Source organism: Salinimicrobium flavum (genome assembly GCF_042684505.1).
GTDB classification, from domain to species: domain Bacteria; phylum Bacteroidota; class Bacteroidia; order Flavobacteriales; family Flavobacteriaceae; genus Salinimicrobium; species Salinimicrobium flavum.
Genome location: NZ_JBHULT010000005.1, coordinates 207,052 through 222,701, shown reverse-complemented (window position 1 = coordinate 222,701; position 15,650 = coordinate 207,052). Strand labels below are relative to the sequence as shown.

At 43.3% G+C, this 15,650-nt stretch carries 19 protein-coding genes and 1 tRNA gene; 10 read left to right on the top strand and 10 right to left on the bottom strand.

All coding sequences use genetic code 11. The features are described 5' to 3' along the window. Positions 1–92 precede the first annotated feature (92 nt). Positions 93–165, bottom strand: a tRNA-Gly gene (locus tag ACFSTG_RS01450). Positions 166–287: 122 nt separating this feature from the next. Beyond that, on the bottom strand, positions 288–740 hold the full coding sequence (locus tag ACFSTG_RS01445) for a GNAT family N-acetyltransferase (protein ID WP_380747739.1): 453 nt from the start codon (positions 738–740) through the stop codon (positions 288–290). A 33-nt stretch (positions 741–773) separates the two neighbouring features. On the opposite strand from ACFSTG_RS01445, the gene ACFSTG_RS01440 reads away from it, so the two are divergent. From ACFSTG_RS01440 to ACFSTG_RS01425, 4 genes are read left to right on the top strand one after another with little or no spacing between them, the layout of a single operon-like run. Then, a complete protein-coding gene (locus ACFSTG_RS01440) occupies positions 774–1,337 on the top strand; it encodes a ClpP family protease (protein WP_380747737.1) in 564 nt (187 codons plus the stop codon). Beyond that, a complete protein-coding gene (locus ACFSTG_RS01435; protein ID WP_380747735.1) occupies positions 1,337–1,630 on the top strand; it encodes a GNAT family N-acetyltransferase in 294 nt (97 codons plus the stop codon). Before ACFSTG_RS01440 ends, ACFSTG_RS01435 begins: the two co-directional genes overlap by 1 nt. A gap of 3 nt (positions 1,631–1,633) precedes the next feature. Then, positions 1,634–2,113, top strand: coding sequence for a GNAT family N-acetyltransferase (locus tag ACFSTG_RS01430; protein ID WP_380747733.1), 480 nt, complete (start codon positions 1,634–1,636; stop codon positions 2,111–2,113). Positions 2,114–2,138: 25 nt separating this feature from the next. Then, positions 2,139–3,779, top strand: coding sequence for a L,D-transpeptidase family protein (locus tag ACFSTG_RS01425; RefSeq protein WP_380747731.1), 1,641 nt, complete (start codon positions 2,139–2,141; stop codon positions 3,777–3,779). On the opposite strand, the gene ACFSTG_RS01420 is transcribed toward ACFSTG_RS01425, so the two are convergent. Then, entirely contained in the window at positions 3,776–4,534 is a 759-nt protein-coding gene (locus ACFSTG_RS01420; RefSeq protein WP_380747729.1) for a murein L,D-transpeptidase catalytic domain family protein, read from the bottom strand. The genes ACFSTG_RS01425 and ACFSTG_RS01420 overlap by 4 nt on opposite strands. Positions 4,535–4,815: 281 nt before the next feature. On the opposite strand from ACFSTG_RS01420, the gene gpmI reads away from it, so the two are divergent. The 6 genes from gpmI to ACFSTG_RS01390 all read left to right on the top strand — a co-directional run bounded on the left by gpmI (position 4,816) and on the right by ACFSTG_RS01390 (position 9,515). Further along, a complete protein-coding gene (gpmI, locus tag ACFSTG_RS01415) occupies positions 4,816–6,333 on the top strand; it encodes a 2,3-bisphosphoglycerate-independent phosphoglycerate mutase (protein WP_380747727.1) in 1,518 nt (505 codons plus the stop codon). Next, complete coding sequence (locus tag ACFSTG_RS01410) at positions 6,334–6,894, top strand: thioredoxin family protein (RefSeq protein ID WP_380747725.1); 561 nt, start codon at positions 6,334–6,336, stop codon at positions 6,892–6,894. Between the two features lie 63 nt (positions 6,895–6,957). Beyond that, complete coding sequence (locus ACFSTG_RS01405; RefSeq protein WP_380747723.1) at positions 6,958–7,368, top strand: BT0820 family HAD-type phosphatase; 411 nt, start codon at positions 6,958–6,960, stop codon at positions 7,366–7,368. Continuing rightward, complete coding sequence (gene map, locus ACFSTG_RS01400; RefSeq protein ID WP_380747721.1) at positions 7,365–8,189, top strand: type I methionyl aminopeptidase; 825 nt, start codon at positions 7,365–7,367, stop codon at positions 8,187–8,189. Before ACFSTG_RS01405 ends, map begins: the two co-directional genes overlap by 4 nt. After that, positions 8,182–8,745 (top strand): HNH endonuclease signature motif containing protein, encoded by a 564-nt coding sequence (locus ACFSTG_RS01395; protein WP_380747720.1) that lies wholly within the window; start codon positions 8,182–8,184, stop codon positions 8,743–8,745. The genes map and ACFSTG_RS01395 overlap by 8 nt, the downstream gene beginning before the upstream one ends. Then, entirely contained in the window at positions 8,742–9,515 is a 774-nt protein-coding gene (locus ACFSTG_RS01390) for a class I SAM-dependent methyltransferase (RefSeq protein ID WP_380747719.1), read from the top strand. The genes ACFSTG_RS01395 and ACFSTG_RS01390 overlap by 4 nt, the downstream gene beginning before the upstream one ends. On the opposite strand, the gene ACFSTG_RS01385 is transcribed toward ACFSTG_RS01390, so the two are convergent. The 7 genes from ACFSTG_RS01385 to ACFSTG_RS01355 all read right to left on the bottom strand — a co-directional run bounded on the left by ACFSTG_RS01385 (position 9,512) and on the right by ACFSTG_RS01355 (position 15,647). Further along, complete coding sequence (locus ACFSTG_RS01385; RefSeq protein WP_380747718.1) at positions 9,512–10,537, bottom strand: FAD:protein FMN transferase; 1,026 nt, start codon at positions 10,535–10,537, stop codon at positions 9,512–9,514. The genes ACFSTG_RS01390 and ACFSTG_RS01385 overlap by 4 nt on opposite strands. A 3-nt stretch (positions 10,538–10,540) precedes the next feature. Continuing rightward, a complete protein-coding gene (locus ACFSTG_RS01380) occupies positions 10,541–10,897 on the bottom strand; it encodes a Na(+)-translocating NADH-quinone reductase subunit F (protein WP_380747716.1) in 357 nt (118 codons plus the stop codon). A gap of 123 nt (positions 10,898–11,020) precedes the next feature. Further along, on the bottom strand, positions 11,021–12,310 hold the full coding sequence (gene nqrF / locus ACFSTG_RS01375; protein ID WP_380747714.1) for an NADH:ubiquinone reductase (Na(+)-transporting) subunit F: 1,290 nt from the start codon (positions 12,308–12,310) through the stop codon (positions 11,021–11,023). Between the two features lie 9 nt (positions 12,311–12,319). Continuing rightward, positions 12,320–12,934, bottom strand: coding sequence for an NADH:ubiquinone reductase (Na(+)-transporting) subunit E (gene nqrE, locus ACFSTG_RS01370; RefSeq protein WP_380747712.1), 615 nt, complete (start codon positions 12,932–12,934; stop codon positions 12,320–12,322). Positions 12,935–12,958: 24 nt separating this feature from the next. After that, on the bottom strand, positions 12,959–13,717 hold the full coding sequence (locus tag ACFSTG_RS01365; protein ID WP_380747710.1) for an NADH:ubiquinone reductase (Na(+)-transporting) subunit D: 759 nt from the start codon (positions 13,715–13,717) through the stop codon (positions 12,959–12,961). Between the two features lie 5 nt (positions 13,718–13,722). Further along, positions 13,723–14,460, bottom strand: coding sequence for a Na(+)-translocating NADH-quinone reductase subunit C (locus ACFSTG_RS01360; RefSeq protein WP_380747708.1), 738 nt, complete (start codon positions 14,458–14,460; stop codon positions 13,723–13,725). Positions 14,461–14,462: 2 nt separating this feature from the next. Further along, a complete protein-coding gene (locus tag ACFSTG_RS01355) occupies positions 14,463–15,647 on the bottom strand; it encodes an NADH:ubiquinone reductase (Na(+)-transporting) subunit B (protein ID WP_380747706.1) in 1,185 nt (394 codons plus the stop codon). Between the last annotated feature and the right edge of the window lie 3 nt (positions 15,648–15,650).

Here is a 15,650-nt window from a genome sequence, read left to right as displayed (position 1 = left end):
AAGAAAAAGAACCTGGACTTCCCTTATAATTTAAAGAATATATTAACATATTCTTTAAATAAAAAAAGCCCCATCTTTCGATGAGGCTTTAGAGCGGGAGACCGGGTTCGAACCGGCGACATTCAGCTTGGAAGGCTGACGCTCTACCAACTGAGCTACTCCCGCATTGATAGATTTTGTATTTATGAGAAGCGGCTGACGCTCTACCTCCCGATCGCTATCGGGAGAGCTACTCCCGCATTAGCCCTGCAAATATAATCTGAAAGTTTTTATCTCTCAAAATAAAATTAAAGGTTTTTTATAAAGTGATAGCCCTTTATTACATAACCTTCATTCAAATAGAACTTATGGCTTCTGTAATTACTTACATATGAGTTGAGTTCTGAAGTTTCACACCCTTTTTCCAAGGCGTAGTTATAGATAAAATCAAACAACTTCTTCCCTATTCCTTTATTGCGGTAGGCCTCTTCAATAAAAATATGGTCCGGTTCACAAGATCTGCCTGCATAATGCCTGGTCATAAACCACAATCCAAAGACCCCGATAAGTTTCTCTTCGGAATAGATCCCGAAGCATTCGTAATTCTGATCGAACATTTCATTAAACCGCTCAATAAGTACTTCATCAGAGAACTGGTTTTCCATATGGCGCTGCACCAGCGGAAGTATCTGTGGGATTTCCTTTTTTAAAATCTTGTTAAATGCCGGCTTCATAGACAACTTTTCCGCAAAAATAGTCATATTTTTAGCTAAATAATTAGAGAAACACTTAGAATGGAAAATAATAAAAAACAGGGTAAATTACAGGATATCATTGATCGCTCCTTACTTAGTGAACGCAAGATCTTTCTTTGGGGAATGGTAGATGAAAAATCCGCCAAACACCTGATTGAAAGGATGTTATACCTGGACTCTGTAGGAAATGAGGAGATACAATTCTATATAAGCAGTCCGGGAGGATATGTAACTTCCGGCTTCGCGATTTATGATACCATGCTTTCCCTGAACAGCCCCGTCTCGACGATCTGTACCGGGCTGGCGGCATCAATGGCCTCTATTCTACTTTCAGCCGGCGCGAAAGGCAGGAGATTTATACAACCACATGCCAAGGTGATGATACACCAGCCAAGTGGCGGTGCACAGGGCCAGGCTTCCAATATCGAGATCCAGGCGACCGAGATCCTGAAAATTAAGGATCTCAGCGCAAAGATCCTGGCAAAGAACTGTAATCAGGAATATAGCAGGGTCCTAAAAGATTTTAACCGGGATTACTGGATGGATGCGCAAGAATCAAAAAACTACGGCATCATAGACCAGATAATAGAAAAACACATATAATGAAAAAGGAAATTAAGCAGAAGGAAACTGAAGGGAAGGGTATGTTCTATATTGAAAAAGACGGGGATATCGTTGCCGAACTCACCTATACCCTGGATGACAGCAATATTATGACGCTAGACCATACAGAGACTGACCCCGATATGACAGGTGAAGGTCTTGCCAGCAGCCTTGTCAAACACAGCGTTGAATTTGCAAGGGAAAAAAATATTAAGATCGATCCTCTTTGTGAATATGCCGCCAAACAATTTGAGAGGCATGAAGAATACCGGGACGTAAAGGCTTCTGAATAGCGTTTGGACCAGGAGGATAACCATAAGTCTTTCCAAATTCTGCAGATAACTGCAGGAGAGACCTACCCCGTGCGGCAACCGGTGCTTCGACCGGGAAGACACCCGGAAGAATGTATTTTTGAAGGGGATACCACTTCCTCTACCCTCCACCTCGGTGCCTTTTTGGGCTATACCCTTGTTGGGGTTGCCAGTTTCATGAAGAACAAGCACAGTCATTTTAACGAACCTGAGCAATACCAGCTACGGGGGATGGCGGTTTTACCGGAGTATCAAAACAAAAAACTCGGGGAAAAACTATTACTCGAAGGAGAAAAACGACTTATAGACCAGGCTTCAAATGTTTTAATCTGGTTCAACGCCAGGGAGTCGGCTATTGATTTCTATAAGCGCTACGGATACAAAACCACGGGAGAACTGTTCATGATACCAAATGTTTGTAAACATATCGTGATGTACAAAAACCTGGTCCCCAGATCCGGTTAACGCTCCAACTCAAATCTTAAGACCTATGAAAATGAATAAATGGAAATATATTGCCCTTGTGGCATTGATTAGTGTAGTTACCTCCTGTGATTCCGGGAAGGATAAATCCAACAATAATGGTGAAAATACCATTGAAGATTCAGGTTTTGAACTTGAACATACTGCTAAAGATATCAGGAAGAGCCTTAAGACGGCAAACATCGGTAAAGGGTTACATAATAAAGAGCAGGTAGAGGAATTCTATCAAAATAGAGATCACGCCCCTGCCTGGAAAGAGTCGGAAAACAGAACCGGTTTTTTCAACGCACTTACTGAAGCCGGAGAGGAAGGTCTGAGATTTTCTGATTATCACGGAACTGAATTAAGACCACTCCTGGAAGACGCCGATGATCTGAATGAAGCTGAAGCTGCAGAACTCGATATTCTGCTTACCGATGCTTACCTTTCTTATGCCCATGATCTTTACTTCGGAAAAATTGATCCTAAAGAGCTCTATTCGCTGTGGGGCGTCCCGAAAGAAGAAAAAGACCTGAAACAGCTGCTACATCAAAGTTTAAATAATGGAGATATCGCCAAGGATCTCGGTGATCTGAGGCCTTCACACCAGGTTTACCGTGATCTTAAATTAGCCCTGAAAGAATTCCGGGAAATAAAGGATACCGAGGCTTCTTTTAAAAAGATCGCTCACGGCGAACTGATCAAACCGGGCCAAAAAGATGACAGAATACCGGCTATTGTTAACAGACTTCAGGAACTGGAAGTTTATCCTGCCGAAAACCCTCCGCGGGACAGTACTTATAACGATACCATGCAAAATGCCATTAAGGACTTTCAGAAGAATCTTGGTTTACAGGTAGACGGGGTGCTGGGCAATTCCACTATTTCTGAACTCAATAAAACAGCGGCACAAAGATATGATCAGATTCGGGCCAACCTTGAGAGATGGCGCTGGTACCCACGTGATCTGGGTGAACATCATATCCTTATCAATATTCCGGCTTTCCAGCTGGCAGTGGTAAAGAACGGGGATACCGTAAGGAGCCACAACGTGATCGCCGGAACCAAGGCAAGGCAAACTCCAGTTTTTTCAGATTCGCTGGAATATGTAGTGATCAATCCTGAATGGCATGTACCTCCAACCATTAAAAGCAAGGACGTTATACCCAAAGCTTCCCAGAATAGTTCTTACCTGAGCAAGAACAACATGACGGTTACAGACAATGAGGGTAATGTTATCAACCCTTCAAATATAGACTGGTCATCGTCTGATGTAAATTCCTATAATTTCGTACAGCGGGCAGGACCTTCAAATCCTTTAGGGCGGGTAAAGATCATATATCCCAATCAACACCTTATCTACCTGCATGATACTCCGGCTAAAGACCTTTTCAGCCAGAATCAACGCGCAGAAAGTTCCGGTTGCGTTAGGGTTGAGAATGCCCTGGACCTGTCAGGCTACGTGCTGAGCAGCCAGGAAGACTGGACGCAAGAGAAGATTCATGAAGCTGTAGCCACAGGAAAGACACAACAAGTACAAATTAACCAGCCCATCAGGGTCCATCATTTCTATTGGACAGCCTGGCGGGCCGGGGATAAAACTGTATTTACGGGTGATATCTATGAACTGGATGAGGAGATCATTTCCAGACTAGGGACAGTGAATTAGACTGTCTCGGCAGGCTGGTTAAGGTAGGTTGACTTCTCCAGGTAATTTTTGTTGGGGTGAAAGATGAACAGTACAGACTGTCCTTTAATAGTTTCGATGATCTCTTTGGAAACTTTTGTAGGAACGGCAGGACAGCCATAACTTCTTCCTAACCTTCCGGCACGGTTTATAAAATCTTTAGTGGCATAATCTGCCCCGTGGATCACAACATAACGGTCACGTGCGTTCTTATTAAAACCTTTTTCCATTCCGTCAATAAAAAGGGAAAGACCATTCTTTCCGTAGTAAGTTTCGGCAGTTACATAGAAGCCAAGGGAGCTTTGAAAGGAATTTGGGGTATCAGAGAAACTGGTTGCGATATCGCCGCCGGTATTCTTTCCGTGGGAAACAAGGGTGTGAAAAAGCACTTTTTGAGTCGTCATATCAAGGATCCACATTCTCTTTTGAGTAGATTTAAGTCCGAAATCAACGATCGTCAGGATCTCTTTTTCGATCTTGTTCTCCTCCAATAGTTTTTGGTATCCTGTCATGGCATAGGTGAAAGCAGCCTGTGATGGCATAGACGCATTCGCAGAAGAAAATGACTCATATAAAAGATTAATTTCTTCTTCGGCGGAAGCGATCGGTTCTTCATTAATGTCGTTTAGGGGTGTTTCTGTAACAGGGGCAGAAGTGGTAGGGGTAGGTTCGTTGTTCGGGGCGAAAGCAAAAGAAGCAGTTAAAACCACTGCAAGGATCATTATTTTGTTTATCATATCGTTGTGTTAATTTTTGTTAAGGGCTATATAATATTCAAAGGTCATACCAAAAAGGGTTAATTTAAAAGTAATTCAGTTAAGATCAAGCTTTTAAAGGCAATTAATCCCATAGACAATAACTCTCATTTTATAGGTTTATTGTATTGAGGCTCAAAATAAGTGTTAAAAATAATTTGGGTAAACGGGGGCGTTTTTAGGCTTTTCTTTACTGTAAGATTAGAGTTTCTCCTTAAGGCTGAAAGCTATGTTTTCTTATCTTTACGGAAATAAACTTTGAGATGAACAAGAAAGTGATCCTAATGATCCTGGACGGCTGGGGAATTGGAACAAACCCCGAAGTATCTGCTGTCGCAAAAGCAAATACCCCGTTTATTGATTCCCTTTATAATAAGTATCCCCACAGCACATTGAGGACAGACGGAATGAACGTAGGCCTTCCCGAAGGGCAGATGGGGAACAGTGAGGTGGGTCATATGAACCTGGGAGCCGGACGAATCGTTTATCAGGATCTTGCCAAGATCAATATGGCAGTAGAAAATAAAAGCCTGGGCAAAGAACCTGTGCTGGAACAGGCTTTTGATTATGCCAAAAGAAATAATAAACCCATTCATTTTATGGGACTTTTAAGTGACGGGGGGGTACATTCCCATATCAATCATCTTAAGGGCCTCCTGACCGCTGCGGAAGAGTTTGGGGTTTCAGAAAAATACGTTCATGCCTTTACAGACGGGCGGGATGTTGATCCATATTCCGGGAAAGGTTTTGTTGAAGAAATTCAGGAACATCTTAAGACCACCAACGGAAAACTAGCCAGCATAATTGGCCGCTACTACGCCATGGATCGCGATAAGCGATGGGAAAGAACCAAACTTGCCTATGATCTCCTGGTGCATGGAAAAGGGGAAAAATCAACTGATCCTGTGCAGGCGGTGCAAAACAGTTATGACCATGAGATCACCGATGAATTCATAAAACCCGTCGTAATAACAAACCCTGACGGTACTCCTGTCGCCACCATTAATAAGGAAGATGTTGTCATTTTCTTTAACTTCAGGACAGATAGAGGTAGACAACTTACAGAAGCCCTTTCACAGAAGGATTTTCCTGAGTGGGAGATGAAAAAGCTGCCCCTTTACTATGTGACATTGACCCGGTATGATGATACTTACAATAATATAAACGTAGTTTACAGTAAGGATGATATCAAAGCTACCCTGGGAGAAGTGCTTGAATATTCCGGTAAATCACAAATTCGCATTGCCGAGACAGAGAAATATCCTCATGTGACCTTTTTCTTTTCCGGTGGAAGGGAGAAACCCTTCAATAGGGAAAAAAGGATCATGATAGATTCTCCAAAAGTTGCAACCTATGACCTGCAGCCGGAGATGAGCGCCTATGAGGTGAGGGACGCTATAATTCCCGAAATAAAGAAACAGTCCGCAGATTTTATCTGTCTTAACTTTGCCAATCCTGATATGGTGGGTCATACCGGGGTTTTTGAAGCAGCTGTAAAGGCTTGTGAAACAGTAGATAAATGCGCAAAGGATGTTATTGAGGCCGCTGTGGAGAACGATTATTCAGTTTTAGTCATAGCAGACCACGGGAACAGTGAAACCATGAAAAATCCCGATGGCAGCGTGAATACCGCACATACCACCAACCCCGTACCTTTCATCCTTGTAGACAAGGATGTACAATCAATCAAGGACGGAAATCTGGGAGATATCGCCCCTACTATTTTAAAACTCATGGGAATTGAAAAACCCGAATTGATGACTCAAAAACCACTTTTTTAGATGAAATTATTTTTATACGCCTTCATGCTGACTACTGCATTTAACTGCGGAAGCACTCAAAACAGTGCTGAACCTGTGGCAGATAATACCACAACCCCCACTCCCGCCACGCAGGAGGAGCAAAGTTACATCCTGGTGGGAACCATTCAAAAGAGCGACCTTCAACAAGCTCCTCATAACGCCTGGTTCGAACCGAATTATTCCTCGTATAAACCGGCTCCGGAAGCCCTGAAAACGATCAAAAACAACATCAACGACTACGAGATAAAACTTTTTATGGGCACCTGGTGCTCAGATAGTCAATACCAGGTCCCATATTTTCTAAAATTACTTGAACTAAGTAATTTTGATATGGACAATCTTGAAATGGAAGCCGTGGAAGAGGATAAGACCCTTCCCAACGACCTGCAGAAGGAGTTCGATGTCGTTTATGTACCTACCATCATTTTTTACAAGGACGGGAAAGAAGTTAACCGGTTTGTAGAGTATCCTCAACAAAGTTTGGAGAAAGATATCGCAACAATCGTTTCAGGAAAGAAGTACCGACACTCTTACCAGTAATTCTTAACCCAAAGCAAGTGCATTAAAATGGTATAATTCTGCCAATCTTGTTACTTTTGCCTCATGCCAAAATTATTGACCATAGCAGTAGATTTTGACGGAACCCTGGTAGAGAACCGGTATCCCGAAATTGGAAAACCCATTATATTTGCCTTTGAAACCCTTCGCCAGCTTCAGCAGGAAGGCCACCAGATCATCCTGTGGACGTACCGTAGCGGTATCAAACTTCAGGAGGCCGTGGAATTCTGTGAAAGCAAGGGAATAGAATTCTATGCGGTGAACAAAAGTTATCCCGAAGAGGAATACGAGGAAGGCATCAGCCGGAAGATCCTTGCAGACCTGTTCATCGATGACCGCAACATCAATGGTCTCCCGCCCTGGGGAGAAGTGTACCATCAGTTAACCAAAACAAAACCCAAATCTCTTCCGCAGAAAAAGAAGGGAATATTACAACTTTTTAAAAAAGACTCATGATCATACCGAAATCCAGAGAAGAGATCGAACTAATGAGGGAAAGCGCGCTTATCGTTTCCAAAACGCTGGGAATGCTGGCTTCTGAAGTTAAACCTGGCGTGACGACCCTGCACCTGGATAAGCTTGCTGAAGAATTCATTAGAGACCATGGGGCCGAACCCGGTTTTCTGGGAATGTATGATTTCCCGAACTCCCTTTGCATGAGCCCTAATGCGCAGGTAGTACACGGTATTCCCAACGACACCCCCCTTATTGAAGGGGATATTATCTCTATTGATTGTGGAGCCCTTAAAAACGGATTTTACGGAGATCATGCCTACACCTTTTCGGTGGGAAAGATAGATTCTGAAACCGAGAAACTGCTGCAGGTGACCAAAGAATCACTTTACATTGGTATTCGCGAATTCAAGATGGGTAACCGGGTGGGTGATGTAGGATATGCCATACAGCAGCATGCAGAAAAAAATGGTTTTGGAGTAGTGAGAGAGCTGGTTGGTCACGGTTTAGGCCAAAAAATGCATGAAGACCCTGAAATGCCTAACTACGGAAAAAGAGGCCGGGGTAAAAAATTCATAGAAGGCATGGTGGTTGCCATCGAACCCATGATCAATGCCGGCACCCACCGCATTAAACAACTGAAGGATGGCTGGACCATCCTTACTGCCGATAATAAACCCAGCGCGCATTTTGAACATGATGTTGCATTAATTGATGGGAAACCTGAACTATTGTCAACTTTTCATTACATTTATGAGGCCCTTGGTATAGCCAGTAACGAAGAAGACGAATTCCGGGCGCAAAGCACCAGCTTCAATGATTAAAAACTTTCGACAGGAAAGGTGGAAACCTTACCATAAGGAGACCTGGCAGGACCGGTTTAGGTATGAGATCTCCAATTATGGAAGGGTGGTGAGTTATGTGAAAAATCCGGCGGGTGAATTATTAAAAGGCGGAAGGTCTCAGGGCTTCCTAACCTTTGTTGCCAATCTTAAAAATGGCAAAAAACAAGCCTGTTATATTCACCGGGTAGTAGCCGAACTTTTCCTAAAAAAGAAAGAAGACGATAAATTCGTTATCCATCTCAATTACATTAAGACCGAAAATAAGGTGAGCAATCTTGCCTGGGTAACAAAAGAAGAATGGGTGGCACACCAGCAGGAAAATCCGCAGGTGAAGGAGAATAAAGTGAAACGCCGCAGGGGAACCATTAAATGTTACTCAAAACTCACCTTTGCACAGGCGACTATTCTAAAGAAAAAATTGCTCGATCCCGAAAGGAAAACCCGCATCAGGGTGCTGGCAAAGCAGTTCGGGGTTTCAGAAATGCAACTTTACCGCATCAAGTCGGGTGAAAACTGGGGCGACATCAAGGTATGATCAAAAAAGCCTTTAAGTTTGTTCTTAACCATATTCCCCGTCCGGTTTTGATCAGGTTGAGTTATCTGGCCAGGCCATTTTTGCTGCTGGGTTTGCGTGGAAACAGGTATACTGATCCCATCGACGGGAAAAGTTTCTCAAAATTTCTGCCTTACGGATATGAACAGCAGCGAGAGAACGTGCTCTCCCCTTCTACCCTCTCCCTGGAACGTCACAGGCTCCTGTGGCTTTATCTAAAGGAAAATACCGCCTTTTTCACAGCCCCGCATAAAGTATTACATTTTGCTCCCGAACAGGCATTTTACAGCCGCTTCAAGAAGCTGGAGAATTTGGATTATACCACCACCGACCTCAATTCCCCTTTAGCCGATGTAAAGGCAGATATTTGCAATCTACCTTTTGAGGACGATTCTTTTGATTTTATTCTTTGCAATCATGTATTGGAACACATCCCCGATGACGAGAAAGCTATGAAGGAGTTGTACAGGGTTCTTTCCCCCGGCGGCACGGCTATTTTGCAAATTCCGCAGGACCTAAGCCGGGAATACACTTTTGAGGATGATTCCATTTCCGATCCTAAAGAGCGGGCAAAAATCTTTGGGCAGTACGATCATGTGCGGGTCTACGGAAGGGATTACTTTGACAAACTGCGGGAAACAGGTTTCCAGGTGGAGGAAGTGGACCTCACCGCACAAATGTCTTCGGAACTGGTAGACAGATACCGGCTGGCCAAGGGAGAGATCATTCCCGTAGCAAAAAAGTTAGCCTAAAGCTCTACGAGGACTTCCTCAAAGCCGGAAGTTGCATATCTACCCATTTCCCCGTTCTCTTTAGCATAGATAAGAAAGGCGTCTACATTATCCAGTTTGGAAAGCAACTGTTTTGACCGTTCAAGTCCCATCGCCATAAAAGCAGTGGCATAGGCATCGGCAAGAGCGCAATTTTCTGCAAGTACAGAAGCGCTCAACACATTGCTTTGTTCAGCATACCCTGTAAGAGGATTCACAGTGTGTACATACATTTTCCCGGTTTTGGGATCGGTACGGTTCTTCCTGTAATTTCCTGAAGTTGCCATGGCACGGTTAATTAATTTAACTGCGGCGGTAAGGGTACGCTCATCAGCCTTCTGGCCGGGATCATCAACCCCCACCATCCAGTGATCCTCCTTAGACAGGTTCTCTCCCTTGGCCAGGAGCTCTCCCCCAAGTTCTACCAGATAATTCTCTACCCCTTTAGATTCCAGATAATGTCCTATCAGGTCTATGGCATAACCTTTTGCGATAGCATTGAAATCCAAATAGACATTTGGGGAAGTTTTGGTTACCTTGCCATCTGCTGCTATTTTCACCTTTCCGAGTCCGACATCCCGCATAATAGAATCGATCTTCACAGAATCGATTTCCCGCGCTCCTTTTTCAGGACCAAATCCGTATAAATTCACAAGGTTCCCTACCGTAGGATCAAAATAGCCACCGCTTTCCCTGTATACTTTTTCTGAAAGTCGAAATACTTCCTGAAAGAGGGAATCTACCTTCACCAGACTGTCTCCACGGTTCAGACGAGAAATATCTGAATCTTTTCTATAAGTACTCATGGATTGGTTCACCCGCTCAAAAATAGAATCGAGCGCTTTATCTATCGGCAGATCTTCTTCAGAAAAATATTTTACCTGGTAAGTGGTTCCCAATGCCTCCCCGACAGCACTTCTTTCCACCGGACCTCTATCACATGAAAAGAGAAATAGGGCAAGAAAGATTACGACAAGGGGACGTAAAAAGTAAATTTTGATCATGGTTTAAATCTCTTGAAGGCCGGCGTAGTTCACTACATAATCCTCTGAACTGGATACCGGCAATTCATAGTCACGCGAATTTGCAAGGCCTACTCCAGCATAAAAGGTACGTGCTTTGAATTTCTGAGCGTGTTGCTTTACAGTTTCCAGGAATATAAAGGGAACCTCTTTAGGATCATGTGGATATTCGATGGCCCGTACTATTACAAAATGCAGTTTTTTATCCTTGAGTGCCACAAACTGCGGATCTTTCTTGAACTCACTGTTCACCCCCAGGAATTCATAACCCTGATCTTCGAGATCCTTCCCCACAATGTTCATCGCGAGGTTGTGCAGTTCCTGATCTGTAAGTGTTGCCATAGGGCAAATTTAGGGTTTAATTGCGACCTGCTAAAAATCAAAGGGAAATTTCCTTTTAGATAAAAAGCAAAAAAAACAGCCGTCGTATGACGGCTGTTCATATTATGTTTTACAGGAGTTTTCTTATCCTCCAAAATCGTCAAATCTCACATTTTCCGGTGGTACCCCAAAGTCCTCAGCCATTTTCTCAACGGCCTTGTTCATCAATGGTGGTCCACAGAAATAGAATTCTATTTCTTCGGGCTCCTCATGATGGCTCAGGTAATTATCTATCACTACCTGGTGGATGAATCCTACGAAACCATCGCCTTCCCCTTCAATTCCATCTTTCACTTTCCAGTTATCTTCCTCTAAAGGTTCAGACAAAGCGACATAGAATTTGAAGTTAGGGAAATCCCTTTCCAATGCTCTGAAGTGTTCTGTATAGAACAATTCACGCTTGGAACGACCACCATACCAATAAGTAACCTTACGGTCAGTCTTAAGGGTTCTGAAAAGATGGTAAAGGTGAGAACGCATTGGCGCCATACCGGCTCCACCACCAACATAAAGCATCTCGGAATCTGAATGGTTAATAAAGAACTCCCCAAATGGTCCCGAAATGGTCACCGGATCTCCCGGTTTACAGTTGAAAATATATGAAGACGCAATCCCCGGATTAACGGTCATCCAGTCGTTCTTAGCTCGATCCCATGGCGGAGTAGCCACACGGACGTTAAGCATAATCCTTCTTCCTTCTGCAGGGTAAGAAGCCATAGAGTAGGCTCTTTCCACAACCTCAGGATTTTTCATTACTAAAGGCCACAGGTTGAATGTATCCCATTCCTTTTTGAATTTCTCAGGTTCTCCAGGATGTTCTTCAGGATGTGCAGTGATGTCCATATTCTCGAACTTCACTTCACATTTAGGGATCTCGATCTGGATATATCCACCTGCCTGGTAGTCCATATCTTCTGGGATCTCAACCACAAATTCTTTAATAAAGGATGCAACGTTGTAATTACTTACCACTTTAGCATCCCATTTCTTGATCCCGAAGATCTCTTCGGGTATCTGGATCTTCATATCCTGTTTAACCTTCACCTGACAACCAAGTCTCCAGCCATCTGCGATCTCTTTCCTGGTAAAGTTGGGTTCTTCGGTAGGCAATATACTTCCACCACCTTCCGAAACAATACATTTACATTGCATACAGGTTCCACCACCACCACAGGCAGATGGCAGAAACAATTTGTTCTCTCCCAATGTTGAAAGCAAGGTTCCCCCCGAACTGACTTCCAAATCTTTTTCTCCGTTAATATTGATCGTTACCGGTCCTGATGGGACCAGCTTGGCCTTTGCCGTCAACAAGATGCCAACCAAAAGCAGGATCAATACTAAAAATACAACTACACTTGCTATAATTACTTCCATTGCTTCTTTCTATATTTTGATTCCCATAAAACTCATGAACCCAAGAGCCATTAATCCGGTAATGATAAAGGTTATTCCTAACCCTTTTAAAGGAGCCGGAACATTTGAATAAGCGATCTTCTCACGAATGGCAGCAATACCAAGTATGGCAAGGAACCATCCAATTCCACTACCAAACCCATAGGTTGCTGCTTCCCCAATTCCGCTGAAGTCTTTTTGCTGCATGAACAACGCACCACCAAGAATGGCACAGTTCACAGCGATTAACGGAAGGAAGATACCCAACGCACCGTAAAGTGCCGGGGCGAATTTTTCAACAACCATTTCCACCAATTGTACCATTGCTGCAATAACCGCGATGAACATGATGAAACTTAAGAAACTAAGGTCAATGGTGGCGTATTCTGCGCCCAGCCATGATAAGGCTCCCGGACGTAACAGGTAATTGTCAAGTAAGAAGTTGATAGGTACAGTGATCGATAATACAAAGATCACCGCTGACCCTAATCCTACTGCTGTTTTTACGGTTTTTGATACTGCCAGATAGGAACACATTCCCAGGAAGTAGGCAAAAATCATATTTTCAATGAAAATACTCCGTACGAATAAATTTATATAATCCATAGTTGAATTTTTTGCTGTTGTAGATTAGGCTTCGATTAGTTTACGGTTTCTTGAACGTTGTACCCAGATGATCACTCCCACAACAATTAAAGCCATTGGGGAAAGCAACATTAATCCGTTGTTCTCATATCCGAACGAGTAAAGCCCGGTTGATTCGGCCAGAGTTGCCCCTTTATGACCCAGGATCTCATAGCCAAATAATTTTCCTGCTCCAAGAAGTTCCCTGAAGAAAGCAACTATGATAAGGATAAGTCCGTATCCTGCTGCGTTCCCAATTCCGTCAAGGAAGGATTTGTAAACTCCGTTACCCAGAGCGAAGGCTTCAAGACGTCCCATTACGATACAGTTGGTAATGATAAGCCCAATAAATACCGAAAGCTGTTTACTAACGTCATAAGCATAAGCCCGTAATACCTGGTCAACCAGGGCCACCAGAGATGCTACTACCACTAACTGTACGATAATACGGATACGGTTTGGAATCATATTCCGCATTGCCGAAATGATCATGTTACTAAAAGCCATTACCGCCATTACCGCGATAGCCATAACAATAGCAGGCTCAAGTTGCACGGTGATCGCCAAAGCCGAACAGATTCCAAGAACCTGGACCGTAATAGGGTTATCATCGTCTAACGGATCTGTAAGAAGCTTCCGGTTAGCTTTGGATAAGAAATGCTCCCTTTCTTCTGAATCTGACAGAAAAAGGATCATCGCGTTCTTCTTCTCTTCTTTCGTAACCTCAGCAGATTGCTCAGGTTTATTTTTTATTTCCTGTGCCATAATTCTTAATTATTTGCAACTTTTACATCAGTTTTACTCTTAAAATAAGGTAAATAGTGGCGCAGTCTCTCAGAGATCATATTCGAAACTCCATCTCCTGTAATGGTCGCTCCCGAAATAGCATCTACCTTATTATCATCTTTGGAGGTACTGGTTCCTTTAACAACAGATACTCCTATCAATTCTCCATTATCATCAAAGATTTTCTCATCATCAAAACGATGTCTAAACCACTCCTGAGTAATTTCTGCACCAAGACCCGGTGTTTCCCCCAGGTGATCGAAAACAGCTCCTTTCACCGTGTTTACATCATCCTTAAGGGCTATATAACCAAAAATGGCATTCCAAAGACCGGCTCCTCTTAAAGGAATGATATAGTAAGTTTTACCTTCAACATCGGCGATATATAAAGGAAAACTTTGTTCTTCAGCCGGCTTTTTAAGCTCCTTGGCAAGGTCAACGTCAAAGGCATTCACCCCTTCTTTAACTTCCCCGTTACTGTCAAGAACGATCTGCTCCTTGATATTTTCTTCAAACAGAGCCTGAGCTCCTGTCCTGTCTGTTTCAACTCCAACTGTCGCGAGAATGTTTTGCATTTTTTCCTGGCGCATATTCTTATACTGCAATGGCTGCAAAGAGGTCGCCGCAAATGCAAGTACTACTCCTACCACGATCACCATGATAATGGCAAAAATGAAGGTATAAGAATTGGAGTTTGTCTTATTTACTGTTTTTTCTTCCATAACTATACTGCAGTTTCAACTTGTTGGTTAATACCCGCTTTTTTTCTCTTCAACCTGCGTTTGATGTTGCCCTGTATCACATAGTGATCAATCGTTGGTGCAAATACGTTCATCAACAAAATAGCCAACATCACTCCCTCAGGATATGCAGGGTTGAAAACCCTGATCATGACCGAGAAGAACCCGATAAGGAATCCGTAGATCCATTTTCCTTTATAGGTTTGTGCAGCCGATACAGGATCTGTTGCCATGTAAACGATACCAAACATCAATCCTCCTACCAACAGGTGCTGGTACCAGGGGAAATTTGTAAGTGCATTCCCTGCAATTCCAAGTGAAGGAAGTGCATTAAAGATCAAGGCCATTACGGCTGCTCCTACTACCGCACTTAGCATAATTCTCCAGCTTCCAACCTTTGTTAAGATAAGGAACAAGGCTCCTAAAATGATCAAAGCGGCAGAAGTTTCAGAAACCGATCCGGGAATGATTCCGAGGAACATGTCCATCGCGCTGTATTGTATATCCTGTCCTGCAGCAAGAGTTCCCAAAATTGTTTCTCCTGAAACCCCGTCAACTTCCGACGCATTCATGACCCACACGCTGTTACCAGACATGTAAGTTGGGTATGCAAAGAAGGCGAAAGCCCTGGCCGTCAAAGCCGGGTTTAGAATGTTCATTCCGGTTCCCCCGAAAGCTTCTTTACCAATTATAACTGCAAAAACCACAGAGATGGCAAGCATCCATAATGGCAGGCCTACCGGCATGATCATCGGGATCAAAAGCCCGGTAACCAAATATCCTTCATTTACCTCGTGCCCTCTAAAAATGGCAAAAGCAAACTCGATTCCAAGACCCACCGCATATGATACAACGATCATAGGAAGGATCTTTAGAGCTCCATATCCAAAAGCTTCCCAGAAGTCAACTTCAGGATTTACCTGAACAAGATACTGATACCCTGTATTCCACATACTAAAGAGGAGCACGGGGACCAAAGCAAGCACCACGGTGATCATCACCCTTTTCAAATCTACTGCATCCCTAACATGGGCCCCTTTGTGGGTAGTATGATTTGGAGTGAACAGGAAAGTATCAAGGGCATTGAATGCCGGTGAAAACTTTTCAAGCTTCTTCCCTTTAGCAAAGGGCTCTTTAAATTTATCTAATTTTTGTCTAATCCATTCCATAGT

Bases quoted from the DNA above. Each gene is read 5' to 3' on its own strand.
- ACFSTG_RS01425 (WP_380747731.1), top strand. From the start codon at position 2,139: ATGAAAATGAATAAATGGAAATATATTGCCCTTGTGGCATTGATTAGT.
- ACFSTG_RS01380 (WP_380747716.1), bottom strand. From the start codon at position 10,897: ATGGCAACACTTACAGATCAGGAACTGCACAACCTCGCGATGAACATT.
- ACFSTG_RS01420 (WP_380747729.1), bottom strand. From the start codon at position 4,534: ATGATAAACAAAATAATGATCCTTGCAGTGGTTTTAACTGCTTCTTTT.
- ACFSTG_RS01360 (WP_380747708.1), bottom strand. From the start codon at position 14,460: ATGGAAGAAAAAACAGTAAATAAGACAAACTCCAATTCTTATACCTTC.
- ACFSTG_RS01435 (WP_380747735.1), top strand. From the start codon at position 1,337: ATGAAAAAGGAAATTAAGCAGAAGGAAACTGAAGGGAAGGGTATGTTC.
- ACFSTG_RS01410 (WP_380747725.1), top strand. From the start codon at position 6,334: ATGAAATTATTTTTATACGCCTTCATGCTGACTACTGCATTTAACTGC.
- ACFSTG_RS01390 (WP_380747719.1), top strand. From the start codon at position 8,742: ATGATCAAAAAAGCCTTTAAGTTTGTTCTTAACCATATTCCCCGTCCG.
- ACFSTG_RS01440 (WP_380747737.1), top strand. From the start codon at position 774: ATGGAAAATAATAAAAAACAGGGTAAATTACAGGATATCATTGATCGC.
- ACFSTG_RS01405 (WP_380747723.1), top strand. From the start codon at position 6,958: ATGCCAAAATTATTGACCATAGCAGTAGATTTTGACGGAACCCTGGTA.
- nqrF (WP_380747714.1), bottom strand. From the start codon at position 12,310: ATGGAAGTAATTATAGCAAGTGTAGTTGTATTTTTAGTATTGATCCTG.
- nqrE (WP_380747712.1), bottom strand. From the start codon at position 12,934: ATGGATTATATAAATTTATTCGTACGGAGTATTTTCATTGAAAATATG.
- ACFSTG_RS01365 (WP_380747710.1), bottom strand. From the start codon at position 13,717: ATGGCACAGGAAATAAAAAATAAACCTGAGCAATCTGCTGAGGTTACG.
- ACFSTG_RS01355 (WP_380747706.1), bottom strand. From the start codon at position 15,647: ATGGAATGGATTAGACAAAAATTAGATAAATTTAAAGAGCCCTTTGCT.
- gpmI (WP_380747727.1), top strand. From the start codon at position 4,816: ATGAACAAGAAAGTGATCCTAATGATCCTGGACGGCTGGGGAATTGGA.
- ACFSTG_RS01385 (WP_380747718.1), bottom strand. From the start codon at position 10,537: ATGATCAAAATTTACTTTTTACGTCCCCTTGTCGTAATCTTTCTTGCC.
- map (WP_380747721.1), top strand. From the start codon at position 7,365: ATGATCATACCGAAATCCAGAGAAGAGATCGAACTAATGAGGGAAAGC.
- ACFSTG_RS01395 (WP_380747720.1), top strand. From the start codon at position 8,182: ATGATTAAAAACTTTCGACAGGAAAGGTGGAAACCTTACCATAAGGAG.
- ACFSTG_RS01445 (WP_380747739.1), bottom strand. From the start codon at position 740: ATGACTATTTTTGCGGAAAAGTTGTCTATGAAGCCGGCATTTAACAAG.